This is a genomic window from Sulfurospirillum sp. hDNRA2, from assembly GCF_024206095.2.
Lineage (GTDB): Bacteria > Campylobacterota > Campylobacteria > Campylobacterales > Sulfurospirillaceae > Sulfurospirillum.
The window spans coordinates 1,263,969-1,277,621 of record NZ_CP159800.1 but is presented as its reverse complement, the minus strand read 5'-3'; the positions used below and the strand labels follow the sequence as shown (position 1 = coordinate 1,277,621).

Here is a 13,653-nt window from a genome sequence, read left to right as displayed (position 1 = left end):
AGATTGGAACCGACTTTAGCAAAACTCCTACAGTTAGAGCATAACTGTAGGAGTTGTGAAACCTTAAAAGAGCTCTATTTTCAAGTTGTCAACGAAACGCGAAACCTCGTATCCTATACGCAAGGGGTTTTACTCACGACAGATTTAAGAGAAACGTACCGTGTTGTGGCAATCTCCGATATTGCCATTATGGACGCAACTTCACCTTACGTTCAATGGATCGAAGAGATTGCCGAAGATATTAGGCATAATGAAAAAGCAAAAGAGATTTTCAGCGTCGATACCGCACGCGATTTAAAAGAGATCAACGCCAAATCTTTTCACGAATTTGCGCCTCCGCACCTTTTAGCAATACCGCTTCATTGCGAGAAAGAGCAAAAACAAACCCGTTACATGTTACTCTTATTTAAAGAAGAGCCGTGGAGCGAAAATGACGTTGCCTTGTGTAAGCATCTCTCTTCGTCATTAGCCTACTTTTTATTTGCAATGCGTAAATGCGCTCTTTTCCAAACGTTTAAAAACATCTCGTTTCGCAATAAATACATCAAAATAGCGGCATTAACGCTTCTAGTTCTGATGTTTATGCCGGTAAAGCTCTCCGTTTTAGCGCCGCTGGAAGTCGATGCCAAAAATCCTTACGTGGTGACGTCGCCTCTTAATGCGGTCATTGAAGAGGTTAAGGTGTTTCCGAACGAAAAGGTAACAAAAGATCAATTGGTCGTAAAGTTTGACGACGTCGATTTTAACAACAACTATTTAGTTGCCAAACGAACACTTGACGTGAGCAATGCCGAATTGTTTACCGCACGGCAAAGCAGTTTTTTTGATCCGAAACAAAAAAGCCAAATTGCGCAGCTTGAAAACCATGTCAAACTCAAAGAAGCTGAGCTCGCGCATGCCAAAGACCAGTTGGATAAAACCTCTATTTTTGCCAAAGAAGAAGGAATTGCGATTATTACCAATCCTAACGATTGGAAAGGAAAACCCGTCGCAACGGGAGAGCGTATCTTTTTGATTGCGGATGCTCGTAAAATAGAGCTCAAAATCATGCTTCCCGTCAATGATGCTCTTTTCCTCGAAGAAAATGCCTCCGTCAAAGCATTTTTTGACAACGATCCGATTAACGCGTGGAATGCCAAAATCAAATATATCTCTTATAAACCTGAACTCACCGAACAAAATATTTTGTCGTATCGTATCGTCGCGGATTTTGACGATATTCAAGAAAACGGGTACATTCCCTCTATCGGGCTAAGAGGTACGGCGAAAATCTATTCGCACAATGTAACGCTTTTCTTTTACCTTTTTCGTAAACCCATCACCGCCGTTAGGCAATGGATCGGCTGGTAATGCTTCCACAGACGCAAGAACCGCTTCTACCGCCGTTACGAAACGATTTAAAGCTTTTGGATACCTCTTCGGCTGAAGACGGTTCCAAACGCTGGTTACTGTTTGACCCCATTCAAAACAAGTATTTCACAATCGGTATTGATGCATTTGAGCTGATTTCACATTGGCAAAGCGGCATCACGACCGCAGAATTTTTAAAAACCTTAGAAGAGAAAAACTACGCGATCGATGCGGAATCCTTGCAGACCTTTATCGAATTTTTAAGCCAAAACAACTTGATCGTTTGTGAAGACGCAAAGTCTTTGTATCGCATCAAAGCGATGTATAAACACTCCAGACAAACGTTGTTCAAATGGCTTTTGCATAACTACTTGTTTATTCGAATCCCGTTGGTAAAACCCGATCGTTGGTTGGATGACAATCTACACCGCATTGATTTTTTATACTCTAAGCTCTGGCAAAACATCGTTTTAATTCTAGGCTTTATCGGCATCATTTTTATCTTAAGAGACTGGACAACGTTTAGTTCAACGTTTCTCTATTTTTTCTCGCAAGAGGGTGCTGCTTATTATTTTCTCTCTTTGGTGTTCGTTAAAAGCTTTCACGAATTAGGACATGCCTTTAGTGCAAAGCGTTTTGGGTGCAAAGTCCCCACGATGGGCGTTGCGTTCTTAGTGCTTTTCCCCGTTTTATACACCGATACGACCAGTGCTTGGAAGTTAAAGTCTAACTATCAGCGTTTGCAAATCGTTCTAGCGGGCATTAAAGTCGAGCTTTATTTGGCGTTGATCGCAACGTTTTTATGGTCGTTTGCACCGATCGGCGTTTTTAAAAGTATTTTATTTATCATCGCAACAACCAGTTGGACCAGCTCTTTGCTCATCAATATCAGTCCTTTTTTGCGTTTTGACGGATACTACGCCCTTGCAGATTTGACCGATACGCAAAATTTACAACCGCGCTCTTTTGCGATGGCGAAGTGGTTTTTACGTCATCATATTTTAGGGTTAGAGCAAGAAAAACCCGAACTTTTGACGAAAAAGCGCGAAGTATTTTTTATCGTTTACGCAATTGCGACATGGATATACCGCTTCTTTTTATTTGCCGGAATCGCCGCATTAGTGTACTATTTTGCGTTTAAAGCTTTGGGTATTATTCTCTTTGTTGTTGAAGTCGCATGGTTTATTTTTTTACCGATTTACAAAGAGATCAACATTTGGTGGAAAAAAAGAGGCGAACTTACGTTCAATCGAAAAAACCAACGTTCGCTTTTGGTATTTTTACTTCTTTTAGCTGGGATTTTTCTTCCATGGCATAGCACGATCAAAATGCCTGCGGTGATCGAATCAAAGCACTATTTTGAATTTTATCCGATTGAAGACGGCTACATTGAAAGCATCTTTTTTACGAATGGAGCGGAAGTTAAACAAGGCGATCTTTTGATGAAAATACGTTCATCGGAAATGGAGTTCAAGATCACCCAAGTGAAGACGCAAATCGAGCAACTCAAGCAAGAACTGGACAAACAAGCCGGTTTTAAAGAGAGCTTGGACAAACGTTTTGTCTTGCAAGAGAGCCTACTCAAAAGCTTAAACGAATTAGAAGGTTTAGAAAAAATCCGACAAAAATTTGACATCAAGGCAAATTTTGACGGCAAAGTCTATCTTTACGATACGTTCAAAGAAAATCAATGGGTCAGTAAAACTAAACCGATTTTTGTGCTATACGACGACACGGACCATCGCATTACCGCTTTTTGCAACGAATACGACATGGCGTTCCTTAAAAACAGTGCCAAAAGTACGTTTTTCTTTCACTCCGGCGATAGAAAAGATATTCATGCAAACGTGAACGAGATAGCCAAAGTATCAAGTCCGTATTTAGAATTTCCAGAATTAGCCTCCGTATTCGGCGGAAAAATCGCTACGCGGCAAGACGGCAATAAACGTCTCAAAACCGAACAAGCTTATTATAAAATCATCATTGATTTAAACGAAAGCAATGTACGGTTGCGAAATCGAAGTGTTGGGACATTGTTAGTCGAGGGTGAATCGTCAAGCTTGATCACGAAAGTTTACAAAAAAGCACTCTCCGTTCTTATTCGTGAAAGTGAATTTTAAAAAATGCTATGAATTTTTTAGGGTAAGAAGAGTGACATGTCAAGAAGATTTAACACAAAAATGGTCGGAGTGACGTGATTCGAACACGCGACCTCTACCACCCCAAGGTAGCGCGCTAGCCAGGCTGCGCTACACCCCGATCCATTTTAGAATGTGGATTTTAACAAAAATAACCAAAAAGTTTTATTATAATAAACAAAAAAATAAACGGTACACATGAAAGAAATTATTTTAACGACCTTTAATGCACGCTACACGCATACGTCGATTGCTATGCGTTATTTGTACGCCAATTTACGCGAGCTCCAACCCCACGCTTTGATTTTAGAGAGCGTCATCAATACAAGCGTTGCGGACGTCGCGGAGCACATACTTGCACATCAACCGCGCATCGTCGGTATCGGTGCGTATATTTGGAATGCGCTTGAAGTACAAGAACTGACGGCACTTTTGAAAAAAGTATCGCCCAAGACGTTTATTATCTTAGGCGGTCCCGAAGCGTCACATCTGCCGCATCGCGTCGATTTTTCCAAAGCCGATTATATCATTCAAGGCGAAGGAGAAAATGCTTTTTACGCATTGTGCCGAAGGCTTTTAAACGACGATTTACCCGAAGAACGTTTCATTAAAGCGCCGATGGTCGATTTAAGTACGATTGTTTTACCGTACGATTTTTACAGCGATCATGACGTCAAACATCGCTACTGTTACGTAGAAGCGAGTCGCGGTTGTCCCTTTACATGTGAGTTTTGTCTCTCTTCGGCAGATAAAAAAGTACGCGACATTCCGATGGAACGCTTTTTAGGCGAGCTCGAAAAATTATGGCAACGAGGCGTGCGTAATTTCAAATTTATCGATCGAACGTTTAATTTAAGTATTGAGAACGCAACGCAACTTTTAGACTTTTTTCTCTCCAAAAAAGAGGAGTATTTTGTCCATTTTGAGGTCATTCCCGACCATTTCCCAAAAGCCCTGCGTGAAAAAATCGCTCAGTTTCCTCCGGCGGCTTTGCAACTTGAAGTCGGAATTCAAACGCTCGATCCGAACATCTCTCAAAATATTCATCGACGCCTCAATGTGGAAAAAATCGAAGAAAACCTCGCTTTCTTACAGAACGAAACCCATGCACACTTACATGTCGATTTGATCGTGGGGTTACCCGGAGAAAGTATCGAGGGATTCGGGCGCAATTTAAACCGACTCCATGCCCTGACGCAATGCGAAATTCAAATCGGTATTTTAAAAAAACTTTCCGGTACGACGCTCTCGCGTCACGACGAAATCTACGGCATGGTTTATTCGGACAAACCTCCGTACGATATTGTGCAAAACGATTTAATCCCGTTTGCACTGATGCAAAAAATGAAACGATTTGCGCGTTTTTGGGATATGGTGTATAACAGCGGCAATTTTAAACGCTCGTGCGAGCTTTTATGGAAAGAGGGGAAGGTGTTTGAAGGCTTTTACGCCTTTAGCGAATGGCTCTACATCCAAACCGAATCTACATGGCAGATTGCCTTGGACCGTTTGGCGGAATTGGTTTTTCGTTATCTTTGTGAAGAGCAAGGCTATGAAAAAGAAAGGATCAAAGCGCAGCTCATCGAAGATATTATGACCGTTCGCGGACGCAAAATGCCTTCTTTTTTGCGTGACAACTACGTACCGCGAGACGAAAGTGAAGAGAACACGATCAAAGTTAACAAACGACAATTAAAACATGCAAACGCAGTGTAAAGGAGAAACGATGAAATACGATAAAAGCTTTATGACCGATCTGATAAGCCTTGGATTGGTAGCACTCTCTTACGTTTTAAGCGAACCCTTCGCGCATTGGCTACTTTTAGCGGGACTTTTTGCCCTTTCGGGCGCGATTACCAATCAAATTGCCATTCATATGCTTTTTGAAAAAGTACCTTTTTTTTACGGAAGCGGCGTCATAGAATTACGTTTTGAAGCCTTTAAAGCATCGATTAAAAACCTGATGATGGAACAGTTTTTTACCAAAACACAACTCGACGCATTCTTTGCACACGAAGAAAAAACGCTCGATCTTGGCTCTATCATCGATGAGATAGACACCTCTTTGGCCTTTGACGCGCTCAGTAAAACCGTCATGGAGTCCTCTTTCGGCGGGATGTTGGCGATGTTCGGAGGAGCAAGCGCATTGGAAGGACTGCGTGCTCCGTTTAACGAAAAGCTCAAAATCTCGCTCAATGAAATCGTTAAAAGTGATGTATTTCAACAAAAAATATCTAAAAAAATACAAAATTCATCACTAAGTGATGACATGTTAATCACCATAGAAAAGATGGTCGATGCACGCCTTAATGAGCTGACGCCGCGAATGGTCAAAGAAATCGTTCAAGATTTTATTAAAGAACATTTGGGTTGGCTGGTCGTATGGGGCGGCGTTTTCGGCGCAATTATCGGCGTGTTTTCAAGCTTAATCCTTTAAATACGTTTCCGACAAAACCTATAAACAACCTATAAGCACTGAAACGTGCCATGTTAGAAAAGCTAGAAATAAATAAAATTTTACATATAATATTACATAAAAGGAATGCGATGGAGTGCTCATATTTCGGGAAGTGCGGTAGTTGTACGCTGTACCGTTTAGATTACGAAGACCAAATAATCTCTAAAAAAGAGGCGATTACGACCTTGTTCGAATCCCTCTATCAAGGTTCTTTCGATTTTTTTCCTTCCCAAGATAGCCATTATCGATCACGCGCGGAATTTCGCTTGTGGAAAGAGGGCGACACGCTTTCATACGCCATGGGTGCGGCAGATAAAAAAAGTACGCTTTGCATCGACGCTTGCCCTAAAGTCGATCTAAAAATCGCTGTGCTGATGCCCGAACTTTTAAAGGCAATCGAAAGCTCTTCGATCCTGCGCGAAAAAATTTTTTCAATCGAGTTTTTGTGCACATCGGAGCATCTTTTGGTCACGCTCCTTTACCACAAACCTTTACATGTAGCATGGGATGAAGAGGCTAAAATCTTAGAGCAGCGATTCGGTATCGGTATCATCGGTCGCTCGCGCGGCGTCAAACGCGTTTTAAGCCGCGATTTTGCCGAAGAGTGTTTGGACGTAGCGGGAAGAACGTATCGATACCGTGTGTTTGAAGGAGGGTTTTCACAACCCAATCGCGCCATCAATCGTGCGATGATCGCTTGGGTTTTAGAGCAAATGAGCGAATGCGAAGACCTGTTGGAGCTTTATTGCGGTTACGGCAACTTTACGATTCCTTTGGCCAGTAAATTTCAGAAGGTTTTAGCGACGGAAATTTCTAAAACCTCCATCAAATCGGCACTGATAAACTGTGAATTGAACGACGTTCACACGATCTCGTTTTTGCGCATGAGTGCCGAGGAGCTCACCTCTGCACTCAATCACGAACGTACGTTCAACCGCTTAGCACATCTTGATTTGGATGCGTATCGCTTTAGTCACGTTTTCGTCGATCCGCCGCGCTCGGGAATGGACGAAAAAAGCCTTGCGTTTATTTCGCAATTTGAGCATATTATTTATATTTCGTGCAATCCGCAAACACTCAAACGCGATTTGGAGATTTTAGCGTTGCGATACGAAATCAAACGGTTTGCCCTGTTCGACCAATTTCCCAATACCGAACACCTCGAATCGGGCGTCATTCTCAAACGACGCTCGATTTCGTAACTTTAGATTTGGAATTGGTTGAGTTTATGCGAAAGTTCGCCGGCTTGCGCGAGAAGGTTTTTGGACGCACCGTTTAACTCGTGTACGTCGGTACTGTTTTTCAACGAAACTTCGTACATGTAAGTAACGTTTTCCAAGATCATCGTCGTATCGCTGGAGAGTTTTTGCGATACTTCGGATGCTTGAGACGAGACGAGCGATGCTTTTTTGATAACGCCTTCGGCTTCGCCGATATGACTCTGCGCCAGTGCCGAGTGATGGACGATTTTTTCGATAAAGGCGTAATTGTCGTTCATTTGACCGCTGGCATCGATAATATTTTGCACGATCACGCTAATGGTCGTATTAATTTCACTCAAACTTTTTTGCGTACGTTCGGCTAAGTTTCGCACTTCATCGGCGACGACGGCAAAACCGCGTCCGTGTTCGCCCGCGCGTGCGGCTTCGATCGCGGCATTAAGTGCTAAAAGGTTAGTTTGATCGGCGATGTCGGAAATGACCGTTAAAACGTTTTTGACCTGATTGGCGTCGGTACTCAGTTGATTGAGCCTCTCGACCGTGACCGACTCCACTTCGGAAGCTTTTTGTATATCTTCGACCAAACGTTGTATCTCGCATGCCGTTTCGTTCAACGTCGAAGAGGCGGCTAAAATATCGCGACTCGTATCTTTCGAGCTTTGCGTCGATTGTTCCAAGACGCCTTTCATCGTATCGCCCAAAGTTTTTGTTTTTTGGGCAAAACTGAGCTCTTCGGCAATACGTTGATGAATATTTTGAGCGATGAGCGCAAAACGATCGGCTGTGGAAGTGCTCTCTTGCGACGCTTTGGTTGCGGCGATAACGGTTTGATGGATTTTATCGATAAAGTGATTGATATTGGCGGAAAGCTCGGCAATTTCGTCATGCGACGTTACGGTGATGCGTTTCGTTAAATCGCCGCTTCCTTGCGCCAAATCAAACGTAACGGCAGAAAGCGCGTCAATCGAACGCGAAATACTTAAGGTCATAATGCGCGTAAAGATGAAGAAAAAAATCATCCCTAAAATCGAACCCGTTACCAAAATCGTACGATTCGTTCCTTCCAATAAAAAAAAGACTAAGATCGTATTTGCCGTAAATCCTCCGACCGTCGAAAGCGCTAAAATCCAGCCTTTCGTTTTAATGCTAATTTCCCCGAGAAACATCATATTCCCTTATAATACAAAATGTAATTTCGTGGGGATTATAGCACAAAAAAATGGCAAAACAGACGACATACGTCAAACGTAATTTTTTCGATAAAGGCTAAGAAAGTTTGGGTGTGCTATACTCCTCACTTCAATTTTTTTAAAGGAGCAATAATGGAATGCGACATTTCTAACATTAGCATGCCCGATGATGCGGGCATTAAAGATATTTTTTCGATGTGCAAGAGCATTGCCATTATCGGCCTTTCTCCCGATCCCGATAAAGACAGTCATAAAGTAGCACGTTATTTACAAAAAAAGGGCTTTAAAATCTATCCAATTTATCCAAAGGAAGAGACGATTTTAGGGGAAAAAGTGTATCGATCGCTTCTGGACATTCCCGAAAAAGTAGCAATGGTCGATATGTTTCGTAAACCTGAAATTGCCGATTCGCTCGTCGATGAAGCCTTGCAAAGAGGCGACGTAAAAGTCGTATGGTTGCAATTGGGCATTATTAACAATGCCGCCTGCCAAAAAGCAAAAGAAAACGGCTTAATCGCCGTTCAAAATAAATGTACGAAAGTAGAGTACGAAAGGTTACACCTATGATACCCCTTAGTGAAATCGTTAAAGCCAAACGACAATTAGCCGGCGTCGTGACCAACACGCCTTGTGCCTTAGCTCCGATTTTGAGTGAAGAAGTCGGAACAAACGTCTATCTAAAAAAAGAAAATCTCCAAATTACGGGTGCTTATAAACTTCGCGGTGCGTACAACAAAATCGCCTCATTAACCAAAGAAGAACGCAAAAAGGGCGTTATTGCGGCGAGTGCGGGCAATCACGCACAAGGCGTTGCCTACAGTGCTCGGGTTTTCGGCATCCAAGCAACGATCGTGATGCCCGAAGCCACGCCTCTTTTAAAAGTCACGGGAACCAAAGCTTTGGGTGCGGAAGTAATCTTGCAAGGCGATAACTACGACGAAGCCTACGCGTATGCGCTCACGTACGCCAACGAACACGGCTTGACGTTTATTCACCCTTTTGAAGACGAAAAAGTCATTGCGGGGCAAGGAACGGTTGCTTTAGAAATGATCGATGAAATCAACGACCTTGACGTCGTCGTCGTTCCCATCGGTGGCGGCGGACTGATTAGCGGTATGAGCTCGGCGATCAAACAGATCGATCCGAAAATCAAAGTCATCGGCGTCAATGCATCAGGAGCTCCCGCTATGTGCGAATCGTTTCACGCCAAACAAGCGATCAATTCCAAAAGCGTACGAACGATTGCCGACGGTATCGCCGTACGCGACGTCAGTGAAAGCAATTTAGCACATATTTTGGAGTGTGTCGATGAAGTCGTCACGGTAGACGACGAAGAGATTGCATCGGCAATTTTGTTTTTATTGGAGCGACAAAAATTGGTCGTTGAAGGCGGCGGTGCGGCAAGCGTTGCGGCCATTATGCATAAAAAATTTGCCTTTGACAAACATACCAAAATCGGCGCGGTTTTAAGCGGCGGAAATATCGACGTACAAGTGCTATCGATCATTATCGAGAAAGGTTTGATCAAATCGCACCGTAAAATGAAGTTGGTCATCACGTTGATCGACAAACCGGGCGCACTGATGCGTCTGACGGACTTATTTAAAAATGCCAACGCCAATATTATTCAAATCGATTACGATCGTTTTTCAACAAAACTCTCTTACGGCGATGCACAAATTACGATTATGTTGGAAACCAAAGGCGTAGAACATCAAGCGATGATCCGCGAACTCTTAAACGACGCGAAATATCCGTTTATCGAAGAGGTCTAAACCTCTTCGTTCGCGAGTGCCTCGTAGGCGACCATGAGGCTCTCGCGAAGCTTTTCGCTTTGAGCCTCTCCCTCTTTACAATAGGTTTTTAAAAACTGCTCCAAGGCGTTTAAAATTTCAAAAAGTTCCGCTTCAATCTCTTGAGGATTTTTTTGCCGTGCCGTCATCGTTTCAAAAAAAACGAGCTTGCGAATCATATCGGAGAGCTGTTCCAACGCGTACGTTTCTTGGCTCTCGTCGATTAACATGTACGTTCTTAACGCTACCTGTTTTGAGCTGTCGATACTCTGTTTCATCGCGCGCACATGCTCTTGAATAATCGCCGAAAACTTCGCATAACGCTCAAACGCGTCCGCATCGTGCACGCGATCGAGCCTTTGGGTAATGTTACCGATTTGTTTGATCATCACGAAAGCGACCGCTCCGACAATCACTAAAACGGGAATCAACTCTTCCATACCACAATCCTTACATGTCAACAATGATTAGTGCGATAAGATTTGCTCTAAAAAGAGTTTTAAACGCTCAGATTCGGGATGTTGGAAAAACTCTTCGGGAGTATTTTCTTCAACGATTTGTCCCGCGTCCATAAAAATGATACGGTCGGCTACTTTTTTAGCAAAACCCATTTCATGCGTCACGCACACCATTGTTTTATCTTCTTTGGCTAATTCTATCATAACATCTAAAACTTCGGCAACCATTTCGGGGTCAAGTGCGGAAGTCGGTTCGTCAAAAAGCATAATTTTCGGATTTTTACATAACGCTCTTGCGATTGCAACGCGTTGTTGCTGACCGCCGGAGAGTTGATTGGGGTATTTATTCGCTTGATTGGCGATACCCACGCGCTCCAAATATTTCATCGCCATCGCTTCGGCCTCTTTGCGCGGCATCTTTTTGACCCAAATCGGAGCCAAGGTAAGATTGTCTAAAATCGTCAAATGCGGGAAGAGGTTAAAGTGTTGAAACACCATCGCTACTTCTTCGCGAATCGCTTTGATCTTTTTGACGTCGTTGACCAAATCGATACCTTCAACGCTAATGCTACCTTCTTGAAATTGCTCTAAGTAATTAATACAGCGAATCAGCGTCGATTTACCCGATCCGGAAGGTCCGCATACCACGATAATTTCACCTGTTTTCACCGTGAGATTGACCTCTTTGAGGACATGAAAATCGCCGTACCATTTATTGAGATTTTTAATCTCTATAATCTCTTTTCTCTCTTTCATAAAGTGTCCTATTTTCGTAAATTCGTATTAAAACGTTTTTCAAGCTTTTGGCTGAAATTCGACATCATGTAACAGAAAAACCAAAAGATAAAGGTAACGAATACGTAACCTTCCGTCTCGTAGCCGAGCCAATACGAATCGGCGGCACTCAGACGCACCATCGCCAACAAATCGAATAAACCGATGATCAAAACAAGCGTCGTATCTTGAAAAAGGGCAATCGAAACGCCGACAAGGTTGGGAATGGCGACTTTTAACGCTTGCGGCAAGATGACTAAAAACATCTTTTGCCAATACGACAAACCGATTGCATCCGCCGCTTCGTATTGACCTTTGGGAATCGATTGAAGTCCGCCGCGGATATTTTCGGCGATATACGCCGCTTCAAACATCGCAATACCGATCAGTGCGCGCAACAATTTATCGAAGTTCATTCCCTCGGGGAAGAAAAGCGGCAAAATAACCGAGGACATAAACAAAATCGTAATGAGCGGTACGCCTCGAATAAACTCGATGTACGTAACGCTTAGGCTACGAATAATCGGTAAATGCGACGCACGTCCCAACGCCAAAATAACGCCCAAAGGAAACGCCGAGACGATACCGACGGCGGCCACCATAATCGTCAACATCAAACCGCCCCATTTGTCGGTCGGAACGACTTCTAAGCCGGCTAAACCGCCATGAACCAAAATGAAGCCGGCGATGAAATAGACATGTGCCAATACGATTTTGAGTACAGGGCTTTTGAGATAACGAAACGCCGCAACCAATACGAGAAACAGCCCGTAAACCGTATTGACGCGCCAACGAAATTCGGAGGGGTAAAACCCGTACATAAACATATCGATTTTCATGCGAATGAACACCCAACATGCTCCTCCGCCCGTACAATCTTCTCGCGTACTTCCCGCAAAATTGGCATCCAGATACGCCCATTTAACGAACGGCGGAAGCACCCATACCAAAAGCATCACGCCCAAAAGCGTTAATGCGACGTTAAACGGGGAAGAAAAAAGGTTTTCACGTAACCAAAACGTTAAGCCTTTAACGTTGGAGGGAGCCTTGCGCGCCTCTTTTTTGGAATAAACCGCCATCTTAGCGCTCCTTGATCTTCATTTTATGGTTAAACCAGTTAAGCAGCGCCGAAACCAGCAAACTAATAATAAGGTAAACTAACATCGTCATCGCAATAATTTCAATCGCTTGACCGACTTGATTTAACGACGTTCCCGCAAAAACCGTTACGATCTCCGGATAACCCACTGCCGTTGCCAAAGAAGAGTTCTTCGTTAAATTCAAGTATTGGTTGATAATCGGAGGAATCGCAATACGAATGGCTTGAGGTAAAATAACGAGTTTGAGGGACTGATACGGACTAAAACCCATCGAAGCGGCGGCTTCTTTTTGTCCATGACTGACCGCTTCGATGCCTGAACGTACCGCTTCGGCAATAAACGTTGCGGTATAAATCGTTAACGCAAACGCCAACGCCAAAAATTCCGGTGAAAGCACTTTGCCGCCTTTAAAGTTGAAACCCCGAAGTTCGGGAAAACTAAAATGCAACTGCGCTCCGCCGATCCAATAAGCAAGGGCGGGAAGTAGAAGAAAAAGCGCGATACCCCAAGGTAAGACGAAAAAGTCTTTACCCGTGGCTTCTTTGCGGCGATTTGCCCATCGATTGAGAAGATAAACACACGTGAAGGCAACCGCGAAACTTATTAAAATCGCAAAAAACGTCGTATTGTATTCGGGTTGCGGGAAGTAAAGTCCTCGGTTGTTGATAAAAATCGTGTCGAAGAAATTGTAACTTTGCTTGGGGTTTGGCATAGCGCGCAACACGACGTTGTACCAAAACAAAATTTGCAGTAAAAGCGGAATATTACGGAAAAAATCGATATAAGCTTTGGCGAGCTTGGCGATTAACCAGTTGTTCGAAAGCCTTAAAATACCGATCAACAATCCGACGATCGTCGAAAAAACGATACCGACGGCGGCAATAATCATCGTATTTAACAATCCGACGATAAAAACTCTGCCGTGCGTATCCTCTTCGGTGTAGGGAATCGGGGATTGATCGATACCGAATCCCGCCGTTCCTTCCAAAAATCCAAAACCGGTTTGAATGCCTCTTTGTTCTATATTTGCAACCGTATTAGCACCAATATACCACAAAAAAGCAACCAAGCCGATTACCGTTAAAAGCTGAAAAATAATCCCTCGAATCTTTTGATTTCTCAAAAGTGCTAACATGTACGTCCTTTGTTTAAGAAGTTAAGAGAGCGGACGT

12 protein-coding genes and 1 tRNA gene are annotated in these 13,653 nt (G+C 43.3%); 7 read left to right on the top strand and 6 right to left on the bottom strand.

Features of this window, described 5'->3' with window-relative positions:
• The first annotated feature begins 3 nt into the window (after window positions 1–3).
• On the top strand, window positions 4–1,350 hold the full coding sequence (locus NL930_RS06490; protein ID WP_254376053.1) for an efflux RND transporter periplasmic adaptor subunit: 1,347 nt from the start codon (window positions 4–6) through the stop codon (window positions 1,348–1,350).
• The gene (locus NL930_RS06485; protein WP_254376052.1) at window positions 1,350–3,470 is read left to right on the top strand and encodes a site-2 protease family protein; all 2,121 of its coding nucleotides are present in this window, start codon (window positions 1,350–1,352) and stop codon (window positions 3,468–3,470) included. Before NL930_RS06490 ends, NL930_RS06485 begins: the two co-directional genes overlap by 1 nt.
• A 61-nt stretch (window positions 3,471–3,531) precedes the next feature.
• On the opposite strand, the gene NL930_RS06480 is transcribed toward NL930_RS06485, so the two are convergent.
• Window positions 3,532–3,609, bottom strand: a tRNA-Pro gene (locus NL930_RS06480).
• A 77-nt stretch (window positions 3,610–3,686) separates the two neighbouring features.
• Between NL930_RS06480 and NL930_RS06475 the strand changes: the two genes are divergently transcribed.
• The 3 genes from NL930_RS06475 to trmA all read left to right on the top strand — a co-directional run bounded on the left by NL930_RS06475 (window position 3,687) and on the right by trmA (window position 7,148).
• Window positions 3,687–5,204: a B12-binding domain-containing radical SAM protein gene (locus NL930_RS06475; RefSeq protein ID WP_254376051.1), complete on the top strand. Its 1,518-nt coding sequence runs from the start codon at window positions 3,687–3,689 to the stop codon at window positions 5,202–5,204.
• Window positions 5,205–5,214: 10 nt separating this feature from the next.
• Window positions 5,215–5,925, top strand: a complete 711-nt coding sequence (locus NL930_RS06470; RefSeq protein WP_039674538.1) for a hypothetical protein — start codon at window positions 5,215–5,217, stop codon at window positions 5,923–5,925.
• 110 nt (window positions 5,926–6,035) lie between these two features.
• Entirely contained in the window at window positions 6,036–7,148 is a 1,113-nt protein-coding gene (trmA, locus tag NL930_RS06465) for a tRNA (uridine(54)-C5)-methyltransferase TrmA (RefSeq protein WP_254376050.1), read from the top strand.
• 2 nt (window positions 7,149–7,150) lie between these two features.
• On the opposite strand, the gene NL930_RS06460 is transcribed toward trmA, so the two are convergent.
• Window positions 7,151–8,332, bottom strand: a complete 1,182-nt coding sequence (locus NL930_RS06460; RefSeq protein ID WP_254376049.1) for a methyl-accepting chemotaxis protein — start codon at window positions 8,330–8,332, stop codon at window positions 7,151–7,153.
• A 156-nt stretch (window positions 8,333–8,488) separates the two neighbouring features.
• Here NL930_RS06460 and NL930_RS06455 point away from each other — a divergent pair, with 156 nt between their 5' ends.
• Together NL930_RS06455 and ilvA are read left to right on the top strand one after the other, a co-directional pair.
• A complete protein-coding gene (locus NL930_RS06455) occupies window positions 8,489–8,923 on the top strand; it encodes a CoA-binding protein (protein WP_254376048.1) in 435 nt (144 codons plus the stop codon).
• Window positions 8,920–10,131, top strand: coding sequence for a threonine ammonia-lyase (gene ilvA / locus NL930_RS06450; protein WP_039674546.1), 1,212 nt, complete (start codon window positions 8,920–8,922; stop codon window positions 10,129–10,131). The genes NL930_RS06455 and ilvA overlap by 4 nt, the downstream gene beginning before the upstream one ends.
• Here the strand turns inward: ilvA and NL930_RS06445 are convergent.
• From NL930_RS06445 to NL930_RS06430, 4 genes are read right to left on the bottom strand one after another with little or no spacing between them, the layout of a single operon-like run.
• A complete protein-coding gene (locus NL930_RS06445) occupies window positions 10,128–10,589 on the bottom strand; it encodes a hypothetical protein (protein ID WP_039674548.1) in 462 nt (153 codons plus the stop codon). The two genes, ilvA and NL930_RS06445, sit on opposite strands and share 4 nt — an antisense overlap.
• A 27-nt stretch (window positions 10,590–10,616) precedes the next feature.
• Window positions 10,617–11,345, bottom strand: coding sequence for an amino acid ABC transporter ATP-binding protein (locus NL930_RS06440; RefSeq protein ID WP_197051075.1), 729 nt, complete (start codon window positions 11,343–11,345; stop codon window positions 10,617–10,619).
• Window positions 11,346–11,371: 26 nt separating this feature from the next.
• The gene (locus tag NL930_RS06435; RefSeq protein WP_254376047.1) at window positions 11,372–12,460 is read right to left on the bottom strand and encodes an amino acid ABC transporter permease; all 1,089 of its coding nucleotides are present in this window, start codon (window positions 12,458–12,460) and stop codon (window positions 11,372–11,374) included.
• Between the two features lies 1 nt (window position 12,461).
• A complete protein-coding gene (locus tag NL930_RS06430) occupies window positions 12,462–13,616 on the bottom strand; it encodes an amino acid ABC transporter permease (RefSeq protein WP_060825867.1) in 1,155 nt (384 codons plus the stop codon).
• Window positions 13,617–13,653 lie beyond the last annotated feature (37 nt).

Coding starts and splice junctions, on each gene's coding strand:
- NL930_RS06485 (WP_254376052.1), top strand. CDS start 1,350: ATGCTTCCACAGACGCAAGAACCGCTTCTACCGCCGTTACGAAACGAT.
- NL930_RS06475 (WP_254376051.1), top strand. CDS start 3,687: ATGAAAGAAATTATTTTAACGACCTTTAATGCACGCTACACGCATACG.
- NL930_RS06470 (WP_039674538.1), top strand. CDS start 5,215: ATGAAATACGATAAAAGCTTTATGACCGATCTGATAAGCCTTGGATTG.
- trmA (WP_254376050.1), top strand. CDS start 6,036: ATGGAGTGCTCATATTTCGGGAAGTGCGGTAGTTGTACGCTGTACCGT.
- NL930_RS06460 (WP_254376049.1), bottom strand. CDS start 8,332: ATGTTTCTCGGGGAAATTAGCATTAAAACGAAAGGCTGGATTTTAGCG.
- NL930_RS06455 (WP_254376048.1), top strand. CDS start 8,489: ATGGAATGCGACATTTCTAACATTAGCATGCCCGATGATGCGGGCATT.
- ilvA (WP_039674546.1), top strand. CDS start 8,920: ATGATACCCCTTAGTGAAATCGTTAAAGCCAAACGACAATTAGCCGGC.
- NL930_RS06445 (WP_039674548.1), bottom strand. CDS start 10,589: ATGGAAGAGTTGATTCCCGTTTTAGTGATTGTCGGAGCGGTCGCTTTC.
- NL930_RS06435 (WP_254376047.1), bottom strand. CDS start 12,460: ATGGCGGTTTATTCCAAAAAAGAGGCGCGCAAGGCTCCCTCCAACGTT.
- NL930_RS06430 (WP_060825867.1), bottom strand. CDS start 13,616: ATGTTAGCACTTTTGAGAAATCAAAAGATTCGAGGGATTATTTTTCAG.